This window comes from Pseudomonas sp. GD03858, assembly GCF_029840925.1.
Classification (GTDB): domain Bacteria; phylum Pseudomonadota; class Gammaproteobacteria; order Pseudomonadales; family Pseudomonadaceae; genus Aquipseudomonas.
The window spans coordinates 1-16,522 of sequence record NZ_JAOCDM010000026.1 but is presented as its reverse complement, the minus strand read 5'-3'; the positions used below and the strand labels follow the sequence as shown (position 1 = coordinate 16,522).

15 protein-coding genes are annotated in these 16,522 nt (G+C 65.5%); 13 read left to right on the top strand and 2 right to left on the bottom strand.

What is annotated here, in order from left to right:
* The first annotated feature begins 15 nt into the window (after positions 1 to 15).
* The 12 genes from N5D48_RS09840 (at position 16) to N5D48_RS09785 (ending at position 11,487) form a co-directional block, all read left to right on the top strand.
* Positions 16 to 1,842 carry a DUF1302 domain-containing protein gene (locus tag N5D48_RS09840; RefSeq protein ID WP_279883597.1) on the top strand — a complete coding sequence of 609 codons (1,827 nt, stop codon included), beginning with the start codon at positions 16 to 18 and terminating at the stop codon, positions 1,840 to 1,842.
* Between the two features lie 46 nt (positions 1,843 to 1,888).
* Positions 1,889 to 4,249, top strand: coding sequence for an efflux RND transporter permease subunit (locus N5D48_RS09835; protein ID WP_279883595.1), 2,361 nt, complete (start codon positions 1,889 to 1,891; stop codon positions 4,247 to 4,249).
* Between the two features lie 13 nt (positions 4,250 to 4,262).
* Entirely contained in the window at positions 4,263 to 5,240 is a 978-nt protein-coding gene (locus N5D48_RS09830) for a YCF48-related protein (protein WP_279883593.1), read from the top strand.
* Positions 5,241 to 5,277: 37 nt separating this feature from the next.
* A complete protein-coding gene (locus N5D48_RS09825; RefSeq protein WP_279883591.1) occupies positions 5,278 to 6,498 on the top strand; it encodes an amine dehydrogenase large subunit in 1,221 nt (406 codons plus the stop codon).
* A complete protein-coding gene (locus tag N5D48_RS09820; protein WP_279883589.1) occupies positions 6,492 to 7,046 on the top strand; it encodes a MauE/DoxX family redox-associated membrane protein in 555 nt (184 codons plus the stop codon). The genes N5D48_RS09825 and N5D48_RS09820 overlap by 7 nt, the downstream gene beginning before the upstream one ends.
* A complete protein-coding gene (locus tag N5D48_RS09815; protein ID WP_279883587.1) occupies positions 7,043 to 7,639 on the top strand; it encodes a redoxin domain-containing protein in 597 nt (198 codons plus the stop codon). The genes N5D48_RS09820 and N5D48_RS09815 overlap by 4 nt, the downstream gene beginning before the upstream one ends.
* A complete protein-coding gene (locus N5D48_RS09810; protein WP_279883585.1) occupies positions 7,636 to 8,160 on the top strand; it encodes a methylamine dehydrogenase light chain in 525 nt (174 codons plus the stop codon). The genes N5D48_RS09815 and N5D48_RS09810 overlap by 4 nt, the downstream gene beginning before the upstream one ends.
* 3 nt (positions 8,161 to 8,163) lie before the next feature.
* Positions 8,164 to 8,607, top strand: a complete 444-nt coding sequence (locus N5D48_RS09805; RefSeq protein WP_279883583.1) for a hypothetical protein — start codon at positions 8,164 to 8,166, stop codon at positions 8,605 to 8,607.
* Positions 8,604 to 9,209: a c-type cytochrome gene (locus N5D48_RS09800; RefSeq protein WP_279883581.1), complete on the top strand. Its 606-nt coding sequence runs from the start codon at positions 8,604 to 8,606 to the stop codon at positions 9,207 to 9,209. Before N5D48_RS09805 ends, N5D48_RS09800 begins: the two co-directional genes overlap by 4 nt.
* Positions 9,210 to 9,345: 136 nt before the next feature.
* The gene (locus N5D48_RS09795) at positions 9,346 to 9,870 is read left to right on the top strand and encodes a hypothetical protein (RefSeq protein WP_279883580.1); all 525 of its coding nucleotides are present in this window, start codon (positions 9,346 to 9,348) and stop codon (positions 9,868 to 9,870) included.
* On the top strand, positions 9,867 to 10,571 hold the full coding sequence (locus N5D48_RS09790; protein ID WP_279883579.1) for an NAD(P)H-dependent oxidoreductase: 705 nt from the start codon (positions 9,867 to 9,869) through the stop codon (positions 10,569 to 10,571). The genes N5D48_RS09795 and N5D48_RS09790 overlap by 4 nt, the downstream gene beginning before the upstream one ends.
* Positions 10,572 to 10,701: 130 nt before the next feature.
* Positions 10,702 to 11,487, top strand: coding sequence for an enoyl-CoA hydratase-related protein (locus tag N5D48_RS09785; protein WP_279883578.1), 786 nt, complete (start codon positions 10,702 to 10,704; stop codon positions 11,485 to 11,487).
* A gap of 5 nt (positions 11,488 to 11,492) precedes the next feature.
* Here the strand turns inward: N5D48_RS09785 and cydB are convergent, their stop codons facing one another.
* Entirely contained in the window at positions 11,493 to 12,500 is a 1,008-nt protein-coding gene (gene cydB / locus N5D48_RS09780; protein WP_279805925.1) for a cytochrome d ubiquinol oxidase subunit II, read from the bottom strand.
* A 38-nt stretch (positions 12,501 to 12,538) separates the two neighbouring features.
* On the bottom strand, positions 12,539 to 13,945 hold the full coding sequence (locus N5D48_RS09775; protein ID WP_279883577.1) for a cytochrome ubiquinol oxidase subunit I: 1,407 nt from the start codon (positions 13,943 to 13,945) through the stop codon (positions 12,539 to 12,541).
* A gap of 325 nt (positions 13,946 to 14,270) precedes the next feature.
* Here N5D48_RS09775 and N5D48_RS09770 point away from each other — a divergent pair.
* Positions 14,271 to 16,522, top strand: a 2,252-nt coding sequence (locus N5D48_RS09770; RefSeq protein ID WP_279883576.1) for an FdhF/YdeP family oxidoreductase, incomplete at its 3' end; no start/stop codon positions are given.

The following is a 16,522-nucleotide window of genomic DNA, read 5'->3' as shown; positions in this document are numbered from 1 at the left end:
TCGGGAGACCACAGCATGAACAAACTCCCTTCGCGGGCATGGGCGAAGGCCGCCCCGTGCCCGGCGCTGGCCCTGGCGGCGGTCGGATTGCTCGGTGCACAGCCTTGCCAGGCGTTCACCTTCGGTAGCGAGGACGGGCTCTCGGGCAGTTTCGACTCGACCTTGTCATACGGTTTCGCCAGCCGCCTGGAGTCATCCGACTGCCACCTGTTGGGTAGCAACAATGGCGGTTGCAATACCGGCACGGGCAACGAGCTGGGCCGTTACTACAACCTCGAACGCGGCAACGGCTATGCCAATGCCGACATCAACTACGCCAATGCCGACGATGGCAACCTGAACTACCACAAGCACGATGTGTTCTCCGAGGTACTCAAAGGTACCCATGAGTTGAGCCTGCGCTTCGGTGAGGGCTGGAGCGCACTGGGACGGGTCGCCTGGGCCCGCGACTTCAAGATGGATGACACCCGTCGCACCGACCTGCAAGGCCCGGCCCGGCGTGACGCCACCAAGCGCTTCGACCTGCTCGACCTGTGGGTGGCGAAAAGCTTTGACATCGGTGAGATGCCAGCCAAGGTCAAGGTCGGCAACCAGGTGATCAGCTGGGGCGCGGAGTTGTTCATCAGCGGCGGTATCAACCAGATCAACGCGCTGAGCCTGCCCAAGTATCATACGCCGGGCACCCAGCTCAAAGAGGTGTTCATTCCGGCGCCCATGGCTTCGTTCAACGTGGGCCTGACCGACACGCTGAGCCTGGAGGGGTACTACCAGTTCAAGTGGAATGCCTACGATCTGGATCCGGTAGGCAGCTATTTCTCTACGGTCGATATCGCCGGTGAGGGTCGGCGGGCCATCTATTACCCGACGAACTACGCCGAGGGCCTGCAACCGGACATCTGCGCCGGCACCCCGAGCGGCCGCTGCGGCGATCCGGCAACCAGCGGCCTGAGCGATGAGCAGATCATCGCCAGCGGCCTGGCGGTGCCTTATGGAGGGGAGCGCAAGGCCAGCAACGGCGGCCAATATGGCGTGGCCCTGCGCTGGATGGCCGAGTCGATCGGCACCGAATTCGGCCTGTTCTACCAGCGCTACCACGACAAGCTGCCCTTCGTCGGTTACACGGCGCGCGGCAATCCGGATGCCCTGGTAGTGGACGACTACTTCATCAACTACGGCGAGGACAAGGACCTGTTCGGTTTGTCGATGAGCACCCTGGTCGGGCCGGTGGCGGTGGCCGGCGAGCTGTCGCTGCGCCCTCGGGACAGCGTAGCCATCGACCCTACCGTGCCCTTCGGCCAGGCCTTCACTGGCAGCTTCAACCGCTACAGCGTGTTCGACACCGGGGTGAACAAGGGCTTTGTCGAGGAACGCAAGTGGCAGGCCGACGTCAACGCCACCTACACCTTCTCGGCCAACGATCCGTTAGGTTTCATTCCTAGCGCCCTTGGGGCATCCGACGGCTTCCTGCTGGCCGAAGTGGCGGTGGTGCGCTATCCGGGCCTCGACCTCTCGGGCGAAGTGCCCTACGTGCTGGCGGACTATTCGTTGCCAGACCGCACCTCGTGGGGCTATGTCACCGAGTTCGGCGTCAACTACCCCAACCTGTTCGACAGCGGCGTGACCGTAACCCCGCAAGTGGACTTCAGCCATGACGTCAAGGGCACCACGCCCAACGCCATGCCCTTCGTGGAGGGGCGCAAGTCACTGACCGCCTCGTTGCTGTTCAACTACCGCGATCGCTGGAAGGGCGGGCTGCAGTGGGTGCGCTATTGGGGTGGCGGTGACAACAACTTGATGGCCGATCGCGACTTCGTCAGCGGCAACCTCTCCTACTCGTTCTGATCCGGCCGCCGCGCGTCAGCCGGGCGCGTGGCGGGGAGGTACATTCATGCTGGCCAACCTGGTTTCGGCGCTCGAGCGCCTGGTATTTCGCCATCGCCTGACAACCCTCGGCCTGTTGGCCGTGGTCACCTTGGTGATGGGCCTGTTCGCGATGCGCCTGGAGATGTCCGCCGGCTTCGACAAGCAGCTTCCACAGCAGCACCCCTACATAAAGACATTCAACCAGTACCGTGACGTGCTGTTTGGCGCCAACCGGGTCATCGTGGTGCTGCGGTCACGTCAAGGCGATATCTGGAACAAGGCGGCGCTGACCCGCCTGCACGAGCTGACCCAGACGCTGTTCTTCCTGCCGGGCGTAGACCGGCGCAGCGTCACCTCGCTGTGGACGCCAAATACCCGTGCGGTGCAGATCACCGAAGAAGGCATGAAGGCCGAAGACGTGGTCGGCGGCGATGTGACCGTCGGCAACCTCGATGCCCGGGCAATCGCCGGCATCCGTGAGCGGACGCTGGCAGGTGGTTTCGTCGGCACACTGGTGGCCAACGACCAGCGCGGGGCAATGGTGGTCGCCGAGCTGGCCGACCCCGACCCGGTGACGGGCAAGCGCCTGGACTACCTGGCCTTCAATCATCAGCTCGAGGAGCAGGTTCGGGCGCAGTATGCCGACGCCGACTTCGATGTGCAGATCATCGGCTTCGCCAAGCAGATGGGCGACATCGGTGCCGGCGCCCGCAGCGTGGTCGAGTTCTTCGCCCTGGCCTTTGTGCTCACCGCTCTCGCCGTTTACGGGTACACCCGCTCCTGGTGCCTTACCGTACTGCCGCTGGCGTGCTCGCTGGTGTCGGTGGTGTGGCAGTTCGGCACCCTTGCACTGCTGGGCTTTGGCCTCGATCCGCTGGCGATCCTGGTGCCGTTCCTGGTGTTCGCCATTGGCGTGTCTCACGGCGTGCAGCAGGTCAACTTCATCGCCAAGGAAGTCTGTGCCGGTGCTGATGGCATGACTGCCGCGCGGCATAGCTTCGTCGGTCTGATGATCCCCGGCACCTTGGCCCTGATCACCGCCTTCGTCGGGTTTGCCACCCTGGTGCTCGTGCCGATCCCGATGATTCGCGAACTGGCCATCACCGCGTCGGTGGGCGTGGCCTACAAGATCGTCACCAACCTGGTGATGTTGCCGGTGCTCGCCAGCTACTGCCGCTTCGACGGGCGCTATGTCGCCAAGGTGGAGCGCCTGCGGGCCCGCCGTGAGCGCTGGATGACCGGCCTTGGGCGCATCGCCGAACCGCGCAACGCGGTGCGGGTGACCGTGCTCGGCGTTGGCCTGATGGCGCTGGCGGTGTGGCAGAGCCAGGGCCGGCACATTGGCCATGTGCTGCCGGGCGCGCCCGAGCTGCACGCCGACTCGCGCTACAACCAGGATGTGGAGCAGGTCGTCAGCCATTTCGCCCTGGGCCTGGACCTGTTCACCGTGGCCGTGCAAACCCCGGCGGGTGGTTGCTACCGGCATGACGTGATGGCCTATGTCGACCGTCTGACCTGGTACCTGGGCACCTTGCCCGGGGTGCTGTCGGCGCAGTCGCTGCCGGCCATGGCCAAGCTGGCGGCCTCGGGGGTCAATGAAGGCAACCCGAAGTGGGCGGCGCTGCCGGTCGACGAGCTGTCCCTGGGCGAAACCGTGCGCCAGGTGCCCGAAGCACTGCGCCTGTTCGATGCCGACTGCACCGTGCTGCCGGTCAATCTGTACCTGGCCGACCACAAGGCCAGCACCCTCAAGCAGATAACCGCGGCTGTCGAGCAGTACCGCGAGCGCCATGTGCTGCCCGGGGTGAGCGTGCGCCTGGCCAGCGGCAACGCCGGGGTACAGGCCGCCACCAATGCGGTGGTGGAGGGCTCCGAGCTGCCGATGATGCTCTACGTGTACCTGACCATCGTGCTGCTGGTGGGGCTGGTGTACCGCGACTGGCGGGCCATGCTCGCCTGCTGCCTGCCGCTGACCCTGGCGACCTTCCTCGGCTACTGGTTCATGAAGGCCCTCGACATCGGCCTGACCGTGGCCACCCTGCCGGTGATGGTGCTGGCCGTGGGCGTGGGCGTGGATTACGCCTTCTACATCTACAACCGCCTGCAACTGCACCTGGCCGCCGGGCGCGACATCGTCGCGGCGTTCCAGCAGGCCCTGCGCGAGGTGGGCGTGGCCACGGTGTTCACCGCGCTCACGCTGTCGGTGGGAGTCGCCACCTGGTCGTTCTCGGCGCTGAAGTTCCAGGCCGACATGGGCCTGCTGCTGACCTTCATGTTCATGGCCAACATGCTGATGGCGGTGACCCTGCTGCCGGCCCTGGCCGTGGTTCTGGAAATGCTGGTTCCGCGACGGGGGCCGGTACACGTGCCCCTGGTCGCCCATTGAGAAGGGCTGACCGATGAAAACTGTTCGAGTGTTGCCCTGGGTGATCGGGCTGATGTGCGCAGGGCAGGTCTGGGCCGCGCCGGCCATTGCCCTGAGCGAGGTGCGCCAGGCACCGCTGGTGGCAGTGGCCAGGGCGGGGCAGGGGCTGGTCGCGGTGGGTGACCATGGTGTGGTGGCGGTGTCCGCCGATGGCAAGCAATGGCAGCAGGCTCGCAGCGTGCCGGTGGACGGGTTGCTGACCTCGGTGAGCTTCATCGACGACCGCCGCGGCTGGGCGGTGGGTCACGGCGGCGTGCTGCTGCGCAGCATCGACGGCGGCCAGAACTGGGTGTTGCAGCACACCCTGGAAGGCAAGCCGGTGCTGCTGTCGGTGCTGTTCGTCGATGCCCGTCACGGCGTGGTCGTCGGTGCCTATGGCTATGCCGCGCGCACTGCCGACGGTGGCGCCAGCTGGCAGGCGATGCAGGTGGGCGAGAAGGGCGATGACTTCCACCTCAACCAAGTGTTCAGGGGTGGTGATGGCAGCCTGTTCATCGCCGGCGAGGCCGGACACGCCTATCGCTCCACCGACCAGGGGGCCTCCTGGCAACCCCTGGACACCGGCGTCACCGGCTCGCTGTGGACCGGCACCGGCCTGCGCGATGGTCGGGTACTGCTGGCGGGCATGAGCGGACGGGTGCTGCTGGGCGATCCTCAGGGCCGGCACTGGCAGGTGCTCGACAGCGGCAGCCGTGAGGCGATCACCGCGCTGACGCAACTGGATGATGGCCGCGTGGCCCTGGTCGGCAACGCCGGCCTGATGGCGGTTTCCGACAGCCAGGTTGCGCACTTCACCAGCCGGCAGCGCGAGGACCGGCTGAACCTGGCGGCCCTGGCCGCGCAGGCAGGACACCTGCTGCTGTTCGGCGCCGCTGGCGTGGTGCTCAGCATGGCACCGGATGCCAAGGCGACTGTCACCGCCCGCCAATCCTGCGAACATGCCCCTCGATAGACTCAAGCCCAGGCCGATCGCCTGTTGCGGAGCCCCTATGTTCAAGCGTTCCTTGCGTCATCTGTTGTATGGCCTGTCGTTGCTCGCCGGAACTTCGCCGGCGCTGGCCGGATTCGTGCCGGAGCAGGCCGCTGTCGAAGTGCTCGGCGAGCATCGCGGCCAGCACTGGTTCTGGATCTGGGGCAGCAATGCGCCCAACATGGTCGATGGCCGCGCCTACCTGTTCGACGATCAGGGTCGCAACCTCGGCCAGCTGAGTACCGGCATCTGGTCCAACGGTCTGCAGATGGCGCGCGGCCGCGACGAGTTATACGCCACCGAAATCTATTTCAGCCGTGGCGTGCGCGGCAAGCGTAGCGATGTGGTCACGGTGTACGACGCCAGGACCTTGAGCCCCAAGCGCGAGATCGAGATCCCGGCCAAGCGCATGACCTCGCTGATTTCCACGGGCCTCAGCGTGCTGTCCGATGACGAGCGCTTCCTGCTGGTGCTCAACTTCACCCCGGCGCAATCGATCTCGGTAGTGGACCTGGAAAACGGGCGCTTCGTGACCGAGGTGCCGATCCCAGGCTGCGCCTCGATCTACCCGGCAGGCCCGCGTGATTTCCACGCCATCTGCGGCAACGGCGGCTTCTTTCACCTGCGCCTGGACGAGCAGGGGCAGGTGGCCTTGCAGGCGCGCACCGCGCCGGCGTTCGACCCCCTGCAGGATCCGCTGCTGACCACCGGCGTGCGCGATGGCGACACCTGGTATTTCGTCTCCCAGCACAACCACGCCCATGCCCTGCGCATGAACGCCGAGGGCGTGCTCCCGATCAAGCAGTGGTCGCTGCTCAGCGACCAGGAGCGCGCCGATGGCTGGGGCATCGCCGGTAATCACGGCGTGGCCCTGCACCGGCAGAGTGGGCGGTTGTTCGTGCTGATGCACAAGGACCTGCCGGAGAACTACCAGAAGCCCGGTACCGAGGTGTGGGTGTTCGACGTGGCCACGCAACAGCGGGTGGCGCGCTTGCCACTCAAGGAGCAGAGCACCGCCATCGGCGTCAGCCAGGGCGCGCAGCCGCGTCTGTACAGCCTGGACTGGATCGTGCCGATGCCGAGCCTGTTCACCCTGTGGATCTACCTCACCGAAGGCGAGGCCGGGTTGACCCCGTTGCTGCGCCAGGGCGTGAACCTGTACGACGCCGACAGTGGCGAGCATCTGCGCAGTGTCGGTGACATCCCCCTGGGCTTCCTCAATGTGGTGATGCCATGGTGATTTTCGAACTGCTGGGCGATCCCCTGGTGCATGCCGCCAGCATTGGCGGGTTGGTCTTGCTGCTGGGCAGCGCCGCGCTGCACAAGCTGCAAGCGCCGCAGGTGTTCGCCGAAGTACTGAGCGGTTACGCGCAAGTACTGGGCCCCTGGTGTGCGGCGCCGGTCTGGGTGCATCTGCTACCGCTGTTGGAGGTGCTGGCCGCCGCTGGCGTATTGCTGAGTCCGTACTGGCCATCGGCGGCGCTGCCGGCCTTGGCGTTGCTGGTGTCTTACGCCACCGCGCTGGCCGTGGTCGTGTATCGGGGCTTGGTGATCGACGACTGTGGCTGCCACTTCGGCAGCCGTCGCCAGCCACCGACCCACGCTCTGGTCTGGCGCAATCTGGCGCTGGCCCTGGTCGCCTGCAATCTGCTGGTTCCCGCCGCCGAGCGCGCCTTGACCTGGCTCGACGGCTTCACCCTGGTGTTCGTTTTCGTCAGCAGCGTCGCCCTGTACCTGCTGGCGAACCTGCTGCTTTCCAACCGTGCGTCCCTGAGGCAACAGCCATGAGCCAAGCACTGATCATTTCCAGCCTGTTGTCCTGGGTTTTCACTCTGCTGCTGATCCTCGCCGTGTGGGCGCTCGCGCGTCAGGTCGGGTTGCTGCATGAGCGTATCCAGCCGGTGGGCGCGTTGTCGTTGGGCCAGGCGATCAAAGCCGGCGACCCGGCGCCGCCGTTCACGCTGCCGAGCCTGACCGGCGGCTCGGTGAGCCTCGGTGGCGCGAGCGGGCAGGGCACCTTGCTGTTCTTCCTGTCCGAGACGTGCCCGGTGTGCAAGACGCTGCTACCGGTGCTCGCTGCGTTGCGCCAGCAGGAGCGCCTGCACATCGTGCTGGCCAGTGATGGCGAGCGCGGCGCGCACCTGAACTTCATCGCCGCCCACGGCTTGCAGGCGTTTCCCTACCTGTTGTCGCGGGAGATGGGGTTGGCCTACCGGATCAGCAAGCTGCCTTACGCCGTGCTGATCGATGAGCGCGGCAGCGTTGCCAGCCATGGCCTGGTCAACACCCGCGAGCATCTGGAAAGCCTGCTGGAGGCACGGCGCCTGGGGCATGCCAGCGTCCAGGCGTACAGCGCCGCGCGGCAGGGAGCACGCGCATGACGATCAAATGGTTCGACGAGGCCACTCAGCTGCTCACCCGCCGCGTGGCCCGTGGCACTTCGCGCCGGAGCCTGCTCGCTGGACTGGGCGTGCTGCTGGTCGGTAGCGCGGCGACGCCGCTGTTGCCGGTCTTCCGTGGCGGCGCCTTTGCCCAGTCCAGTGCTGGGCTGCAGGAGTCGGGCGACCCGAACAGCTGCGAGTACTGGCGCCACTGCGCCATCGATGGCTTTCTCTGCGGCTGCTGCGGCGGCACCGCCAGCAGTTGCCCGCCGGGTACCGTGCGCTCCGACATCACCTGGATCGGCACCTGCCGCAACCCCACGGATGGCAAGGACTACGTGATCTCGTACAACGACTGTTGCGGCAAGAGCAACTGCGGTCGCTGCGTGTGTCAGCGCGACCAGGGCGACACGCCGCTGTACCGCCCGCAGAGCTCCAACGATCTCAATTGGTGCTCCGGTAGCCAGGCGGACATGCCTTATCACTGTTCGCTGTCGGTGGTGATCGGGGTCAAGGAGTAGCGCATGGCCAGCCGACCGTGGCATGCGCTCACGCTGGTCGTGCTGTTGGCAGGCACGGCCTGGGCCACCGAACCGCGCCAGTTCGACTACATGCTCCACTGCCAGGGTTGTCATCTGCCCGACGGCGGCGGCAACCCGCAGCGCGGTGTGCCAGCGTTCCCTGGGCAGCTGGGCAAGTTCCTCTGGGTGCCCGGAGGGCGTGAGTACCTGGTGCAGGTACCAGGTTCGGCCCTGTCGGGGTTGTCGGACGACGCCCTGGCCGGGGTGCTCAACTGGATGCTGGCGCGCTTCGACGCCGAGCACCTGCCTACGGACTCGCAGCCCTATACCGGCGCCGAGGTGAGGCGCTGGCGCCGGTCGATTCCCACTGACGTGGCGGCTACCCGCCAGCAGTTGCTGCAACGCATCGCCACACCAGAACAACGATCAGGGACACATGACCGATGAAGCCAAGCCTCTGTGCCGGCCTGCTGGCACTTGCCGCGACGTTCGCGACGCACGCTGAAACCGCGCCTAGCCAAGTCGCCACCTGCGTGGCCTGCCACGGCGCCCAAGGCCAGGGCATTCCGGCGCTGGGCGCGCCGCGCCTGGCGGGGCAGCAGGCCGAATACCTGCTCACCCAGCTGAACGATTTCAAGGCCGGGCGCCGTGGCTATGACCCGCGAGACAGCCACGGGGCGCAGATGCGGGCGATCGCCGCCGGGCTGACGGAGGGCGACTTGGCACTGCTGGCAAGCTACTTCGCCGGGCTGGACGCCGGACCCGAGCGCCCAGCAAACCTGCCCGACACCCAGGGCAAGGCACTCTACCAAGGCACCTGCGCCGCTTGTCACGGGCCTAGGGCACAAGGTTTCGCTCACCTCAAGACCCCCAACCTGCGCCTGCTCGACCGCGCCTATCTGGAGCGCCAACTGGTGGCGTTCAGCGACGGCAGCCGTGGCGGCGAGCAACACGCCAGCGAGCTGGCGATCTGGATGCGGGGGATCGCCTTGCAGTTACACGACGAACAGCAACGCCGGGCCTTGCTCGATTACATCGCCAGCCCTTGAGCGGCACTCGATGGCTTGTGGAAGCGGGGTTTACCTGCCAAGCAGGCACCGCGACCAGTGGCACCGGTGCCCCGATAAACCCGCTCCCGCAGGAACCATCCTCCATGTACCACAGCCAAGGAAAATCGAACCTTTGATGCCATCGCACACCTTCCTCAAAGGCTTTCGCCACGAACTCGCCAACCGCGCCTTCGCCTACCTGGCGGTACGGCGCATGGCGGACCGATTGCAGAGTGAGCCGGCGCAGTCCTTCTGGAGTGCCTACGCCGACCTCGAAGCCTTCAACCAGCCGCGCTACCACGCCGCTGCCTGTCGTTGGGGCGTGGACCCACGTCCCGGGCCGCTCACCCGCCTCAAGGCCCGGCTGGTGTCCAGCGTGCCCCGGCCGTTGCAGCGCCTGCTGCTGCGCCTGGTCCATCACGAGACCACGAAATACCTGGCCTGGCTGCGGCGCTTGCGTCAGCAGGGGCCTGCCGACGCCGGCCGCTTCCTCGACTACATGATCGATCAGGAACAGTTGCAACTGGACATGATGCGCATGGCGCTCGCCGGCCGTTACCGCGACGTGGTGCGCCACGCCGACGACTTCTTCCTCAAGTACGACGGCGTGCGGCTGCTGGCCGAACCGCCGACCCCGCAAACCGCCACGGAGCAACCATGAACGTCTTGATCGTCCACGCCCACAACGAACCGCAATCGTTCAGCAGCGCCATGGCGCGGACCGCGTGCGAGGTGCTGACCAGCCAGGGCCATGCCGTGGAGGTCTCCGACCTGTACGCGATGGACTTCAACCCGGTGGCCAGCGCCGCGGACTTCGGTCAGCGCGCCAACCCCGACTACCTGGTCTACGCCCTGGAACAGCGCAACGCCTTCAACACCGGCACCCTGGCCGCCGACATCGCCCGGGAGCTGGACAAGATCCGCTGGGCCGACCTGATCATTCTCAATTTCCCCATCTACTGGTTCAGCATGCCGGCCATGCTCAAGGGCTGGATCGACCGGGTGTTCGTCTCCGGCTATTGCTATGGCGGCACGCGAATCTATGACCGCGGCGGACTCAAGGGCAAGCGGGCGATGCTGGCGTTTTCCCTGGGCGGACAGGCGCACATGTTCGGGCCGGGCGCGGTGCATGGCGAATTGGAGACGCTGCTGCGACCGATCCAGCGCGGCGTGCTGGGCTATGTCGGGCTGTCCGTGCTGCCGCCGTTCGTGGCCTTTCATGTGCCTTACATCAGCGAACAGGCGCGACAGCAGTACCTGGCGCAATACCGCGAGCATTTGCTGACGCTCGATGCGCGGCCCCCGTTGGTGTTTGCCTCGCTGGACGACTTCGACGCCAACTTGCGGCCCAGGACGGAGTGAGACGTTTGTAGAGGGCACGGGTGGGAGCGAATGATGCTCCCATGCGCGACAGCGCAGCCCGAAGGGCTGGGCGATCCGCTACGGGGGATCGCGCCAGTACGGGTATTTCAATCTTTTGGGGAAGATCCTCATGTCAGTTCATGTCGAGCGCAGCGACGGTATCGCGCTTCTCACCCTGGACCAGCCCGATCGGCGCAACAGCTTCGATCAGGCGATGGCCGTCGCCTTGCGCGATGCTGTGCGCGCGTTGGCGAGCGATCTGCCCAGGGTGTTGGTGCTGCGCAGCGCCGGGGAACACTTTTCGGTGGGTGGAGACGTGCGCTATTTCCAGCAGTTGCTGCAGGCACCTCGTGCCTTGCGCGATGAGGGCGTGGCCAGGCTGGTCGGCTCGGTGAACGAGGCGGTACTTGCGCTGACCGAACTGCCGTGCCCAGTGCTGGGCCTGCTCGATGGCGCCGTCGCCGGCTTCGGTCTGTCGCTGGCGCTGGCTTGCGACCTGCTGATCGCCAGCGAGGACACGCGCCTGATATTCGCCTACGGCGGCATCGGCATCACCCCCGACGGCGGCGGTAGTTGGCACCTGCCACGGCATGTCGGCCTGCACCGGGCCCTGGCCCTGGCGCTGCTGAACCGGCCGCTGTCGGCCCATCAGGCCCACGCGTGGGGTGTGCTGGCCGAGGTGGTCGAGCGAGAGCGCCTGCAGGCGGCGGGGTTGGTCATGGCCAGGGACCTGGCCGCAGGCTCGGCCACGGCACAGGCGGCGACCAAGCGCCTGTTGCGCAGCGCCCTGGGGCGAGACCTGGCCAGCAGCCTGGACGCGGAACGGGCGCTGTTCGTTGCGCTGGCCGCAGGCGACGACTTTGCCGAAGGCGTGGATGCCTTCTGCCAGCGCCGGCCTGCGAGCTTCAACAGCTGACCGGCTCAGTGATAGCCGTCGCCCACCTTCACCTTGCCGCGGAACACGTAGTAGCTCCACGCGGTGTACACCAGGATGAACGGCAGGATGAACAGCGCGCCGATCAGGGCGAACAGCTGGCTGGCCACCGGGGAGGCCGCCTGCCAGATGGAGATCGACGGCGGGATGATATTCGGCCAGATGCTGATGCCCAGGCCGCTGTAGCCGAGGAAGATGACCAGCAGGGTCAGCAGGAACGGTGAAGCGGTGGCCCGGTGCGCCAGGGTGGTCAGGGTGCTGATGAAGCAGAACAGCAGCAACAGTGGCACCGGCAAGAAGTAGAACAGGTTGGGCAGGCTGAACCAGCGCTGGGCGATCTCCGGGTGGGCCAGCGGCGTCCACACGCTGATCACCGCGATGGCGCCCAGCAGGCCCCAGATGAAGTAGGACGAGTAGCGATACATCTCCTCCTGCAGGCGGCCTTCGGTCTTCATGATCAGCCAGGTGCTGCCCAGCTGCGCATAGGCCAGCAGCAGGGCGAAGCCGCAGAACAGCGGGAACGGCCGCAGCCAGTCGAGCGGGCCACCGGCGTACATGTTGTTGGCCACCGGTATGCCATCGAGGAACGCGCCCAGGGCGACCCCCTGGGTGAAGGTGGCGACGATCGAGCCGCCGATGAAGGCCTTGTCCCACCAGTGACGGTTGCGCTCACTGGCCTTGAAGCGGAACTCGAAGGCCACGCCGCGGAAGATCAGCCCCAGCAGCATGAGGATCAGCGGCAGGTAGAGCGCGCTGAGAATCACCGAGTAGGCCAGCGGGAAGGCGCCGAACAGGCCCGCGCCGCCTAGCACCAGCCAGGTCTCGTTGCCGTCCCAGACCGGCGCGACGGTGTTCATCATCACATCGCGTTCTTCCTTGTCCTTGATGGCCAGGAAGAGGATGCCGATCCCCAGGTCGAAGCCGTCCATGATGACGTACATCATGACGCCAAAGATGATGATCAATGCCCAGATCAGCGTGATATCGACGCCCATGGCAATCGCTCCTCAGGTTGCAAACGCCTTCGATACGGTCAGTGATCGTCCGCCGCGGACATCGGCCGCGCGGGGGTCTTGGACTGGCCCGCGCCACCATCGACCGGGTGTTCGCCCTCGTGGGGGTAGGGCCCCTTGTGCACCAGCTTGAGCATGTAGGCGATGCCGGTGCCGAACAGCACGAAGTACACCAGCACGAACGCCACCAGGCTGATGCTCATCTGCGCGGTGGTCAGCGGCGACACCGCGTGCTCGGTGCGCATCAGGCCGTACACCACCCAGGGCTGTCGCCCCATCTCGGTGGTCACCCAGCCGGCCAGCAGGGCGATCAGCCCCGAGGGCCCCATGCACAGCATGAACTTGAGAAACAGCGGCGTGCTGTGCAACCGGTCGCCCCGGCGCAGCCACAGGCTCCACAGCCCGGCGAGGATCATCAGCAGGCCCATGCACACCATCAGACGGAAGGTCCAGAAGATCACCGTGGAATTGGGGCGATCCTCCGGCGGGAACGACTTGAGCGCCGGGATCTGGCGATCGAGACTGTGGGTCAGGATCAGGCTGCCCAGGTACGGCACTTCGATGGCGAAGTGGGTCTTCTCGGCCTCCATGTCTGGCCAGCCGGCCAGGATCAGCGGCGATGGCTCGCCGGGAATGTTCTCCCAGTGGCCCTCGATGGCCGCGATCTTCGCCGGCTGGTGCTCCAGGGTATTCAGGCCATGGGCGTCGCCGACCACGGCCTGGATCGGCGCCACCACCAGGGCCATCCAGCAGGCCATCGACAGCATCGTGCGCGCCGCTTCGGTGTGCTTGCCGCGCAGCAGGTGCCAGGCGCCGGAGGCGCCGACGAAGAACGCGGTGGCGAGGAAGGCGGCGATCGCCATGTGCGCGAGGCGGAAGGGGAACGAGGGGTTGAAGATGATCGCCAGCCAGTCCACCGGCACCGCGCGGCCGTCGATGATCTCGTGACCCTGAGGGGTGTGCATCCAGCTGTTGGAGGAGAGGATCCAGAAGGTCGAGATCAGCGTGCCGATGGCCACCATGGCGGTGGCGAACAGGTGCAGGCCCCGTCCTACGCGATCCCAGCCAAACAACATGACCCCGAGGAAACCCGCCTCGAGAAAGAACGCGGTAAGTACTTCATAAGTCAGTAATGGCCCGGTAATGCCGCCCGCGAAGTAAGAGAACTGCGACCAGTTGGTGCCGAACTGATAAGCCATGACCAAACCGGAAACCACGCCCATGCCGAAGTTCAAGGCGAAGATCTTTACCCAGAACGCGTAAAGATCGCGGTATACACCCCGGCCAGTCTTCAGCCAGAGCGCTTCGAGGACGGTGAGGTAACTGGCAAGACCAATGGTAATTGCCGGGAAGATGATATGTACGGCGACGGTGAAGGCGAACTGAAAGCGAGCAAGATCAAGGGCTGTAGTATCTATCGTGTCCATGCTTTCTCTGCCTCGCGCGTTGGGCAAGTTCGCCAGTTGTTGCGAACGAGAAGCAACAAGAAGATGTCGGGAATCCACTCATTGCCTTGACATGTAACAGCGTGTCGCTAGATTCTAGATCACGATTGGCCAAGGCAATCGAATATTATCTGTGGAGCACCCTTGGGCCGTGGATCCAACTTCCACGGTAGTAAAAGTTGGGCAGGCAATAGGCTATTGAATAGCCAGGATTAACAATTTTCCGACCAGCGGCCCGCTAGTACAGCGGCTTATTACGCCACCAGCGATTTATATCCAATCCATATATTTCGTGTGAGGAGCGACCATGTCGACTCGACGCAAGGTACCCGGTGTACGCAACTACGATGGCCCCGCAGGTGGCTGGGGCGCGCTCAAGGCGACCGCCACGGCGGTACGCGAGCAGATGGACACGCTGCAGGCACCGCTCACCCTGATGCGCACCAACCAGCCGGATGGCTTCGACTGCCCAGGCTGCGCCTGGCCGGACAAGGAGCACCGCTCGACCTTCCAGTTCTGCGAGAACGGCGCCAAGGCGGTGACCTGGGAGGCGACCAACAAGCGCGTGCCCCCGGAGTTCTTCGCCAACCACCCGGTGGCCACGCTGCTGCATCGCACCGACTACGAACTGGAAGACCTCGGGCGGCTGACCCACCCGATGGTCTATGACCACGCCAGCGATACCTACAAACCGGTGGAGTGGGAGCAAGCCTTCGCCCGCATCGGTGAGATCCTTCGCGGCCTGGAGCCGAACCAGGTCGAGTTCTACACCTCCGGGCGTGCCTCCAACGAGGCGGCCTACCTGTATCAGCTGTTCGCCCGGGCGCTGGGTACCAACAACTTCCCCGACTGTTCGAACATGTGCCACGAACCCACCAGCGTGGGCCTGCCGCGCTCGATCGGCATGGGCAAGGGGTCGGTGTCGCTGGACGACTTCGATTCGTGCGAGCTGGTGATTTCCATCGGCCACAACCCTGGCACCAACCACCCGCGGATGATGGGCACGCTGCACGAGATCTCGCGGCGCAAGGTGCCGATCATGGTGCTCAACCCGCTGCGCGAGCGGGCGCTGGAACGTTTCGCCGATCCGCAGGACATGATCGAAATGGCCACCTACGGCTCGACCCGGATCGCCTCGACCTACCTGCAGGTCAAGGCCGGTGGTGACGCGGCGGCGATCAAGGGGATCATGAAGTCGTTGCTGGAGATGGAGGATTCGCTCGGGCAGGTGCTCGACTTCGAATTCATCGCCCAGCATACCAATGGCTTCGAGGCGCTCAAGGCCGACCTGCTGGCCACTGCCTGGCCCGACATCGAACACGCCAGCGGCCTGGCCAAGGCCGACATGGAAAAGGTCGCGGCAGCCTACGCCAAGTCCAATGCCACCATCGTCACCTATGGCATGGGCATCACCCAGCACAACGAGGGCACCGCCAATGTCCGGCTGATCTGCGACCTGCTGATGCTGCGCGGCAACATCGGCAAGCCCGGCGCCGGCGTCTGCCCGCTGCGCGGTCACTCCAACGTGCAAGGCAACCGCACGGTGGGAATCACCGAGAAACCCTCCGCCGACTTCCTCGACAAGATCGAAAAGGTGCTGGGCTTCAAGCCTCCGACCGAACATGGCCATGATTCGGTGCAGGCCATGCAGGCGATGATCGCCGGCACCTCGAAAGCGCTCATCTGCCTGGGTGGCAACTTCGCCGTGGCGCTGCCCGACCCCGGGCTGTGCTTCCCCGCCATGGGCAAGCTGGAGCTGAGCGTGCATATCGGCACCAAGCTCAATCGTACCCACCTGCTGGTGGGCAAGGAGACCTATCTGTTCCCGTGCCTGGGGCGCACCGAGCTGGATGTGCAGGAAGGCGCGCGGCAGTCGATCACCGTCGAGGACTCGATGTCGATGGTGCATGCCTCGGCGGGCAAGCTGACGCCGGCATCGGAATTCCTGCGCTCGGAGCCGGCGATCGTCGCCGGCATGGCCAACGCGACCTTGCCGGACAGCCCGGTACCCTGGCTGGAGCTGGCCGCCGACTATGACAAGATTCGCGACCTGATCGAGAAGACCCTGCCGGGCTTCGACGACTACAACGCACGCATCCGCGTGCCGGGTGGTTTCCGCATGCCGTTGCCGGCCACCGAACGCATCTGGATGACCCCCTCGGGCAAGGCCGAGTTCTTTGTCTTCCCGGGCCTGCACGAGGACAAGGAGGTCGAGGGCGACGATGTCCTGCGCCTGATCACCCTGCGCAGCCATGACCAGTACAACACCACGATCTACGCGCTGGACGACCGCTACCGCGGCGTGTTCGGTCGCCGCGACGTGCTGTTCATGAACCCGGCCGACTTGCAGGCACGCGGCCTGGCCCATGGCGACCTGGTGGATATCGAGACCGTCACCCATGGCCGCAAGATGCGCTACGAGCGGATCACCGCCATCGAGTACAAGATCTCCCCCGGCTCGGTCGGCGCCTACTACCCGGAAGCCAACCAACTGGTGCCGCTGGACTACATCGATGTGGACAGCGGGACGCCGTCGTACAAGTCGGTGCCGGTGCGGGT

Bases quoted from the DNA above. Each gene is read 5' to 3' on its own strand.
- N5D48_RS09840 (WP_279883597.1), top strand. From the start codon at position 16: ATGAACAAACTCCCTTCGCGGGCATGGGCGAAGGCCGCCCCGTGCCCG.
- N5D48_RS09835 (WP_279883595.1), top strand. From the start codon at position 1,889: ATGCTGGCCAACCTGGTTTCGGCGCTCGAGCGCCTGGTATTTCGCCAT.
- N5D48_RS09830 (WP_279883593.1), top strand. From the start codon at position 4,263: ATGAAAACTGTTCGAGTGTTGCCCTGGGTGATCGGGCTGATGTGCGCA.
- N5D48_RS09825 (WP_279883591.1), top strand. From the start codon at position 5,278: ATGTTCAAGCGTTCCTTGCGTCATCTGTTGTATGGCCTGTCGTTGCTC.
- N5D48_RS09820 (WP_279883589.1), top strand. From the start codon at position 6,492: ATGGTGATTTTCGAACTGCTGGGCGATCCCCTGGTGCATGCCGCCAGC.
- N5D48_RS09815 (WP_279883587.1), top strand. From the start codon at position 7,043: ATGAGCCAAGCACTGATCATTTCCAGCCTGTTGTCCTGGGTTTTCACT.
- N5D48_RS09810 (WP_279883585.1), top strand. From the start codon at position 7,636: ATGACGATCAAATGGTTCGACGAGGCCACTCAGCTGCTCACCCGCCGC.
- N5D48_RS09805 (WP_279883583.1), top strand. From the start codon at position 8,164: ATGGCCAGCCGACCGTGGCATGCGCTCACGCTGGTCGTGCTGTTGGCA.
- N5D48_RS09800 (WP_279883581.1), top strand. From the start codon at position 8,604: ATGAAGCCAAGCCTCTGTGCCGGCCTGCTGGCACTTGCCGCGACGTTC.
- N5D48_RS09795 (WP_279883580.1), top strand. From the start codon at position 9,346: ATGCCATCGCACACCTTCCTCAAAGGCTTTCGCCACGAACTCGCCAAC.
- N5D48_RS09790 (WP_279883579.1), top strand. From the start codon at position 9,867: ATGAACGTCTTGATCGTCCACGCCCACAACGAACCGCAATCGTTCAGC.
- N5D48_RS09785 (WP_279883578.1), top strand. From the start codon at position 10,702: ATGTCAGTTCATGTCGAGCGCAGCGACGGTATCGCGCTTCTCACCCTG.
- cydB (WP_279805925.1), bottom strand. From the start codon at position 12,500: ATGGGCGTCGATATCACGCTGATCTGGGCATTGATCATCATCTTTGGC.
- N5D48_RS09775 (WP_279883577.1), bottom strand. From the start codon at position 13,945: ATGGACACGATAGATACTACAGCCCTTGATCTTGCTCGCTTTCAGTTC.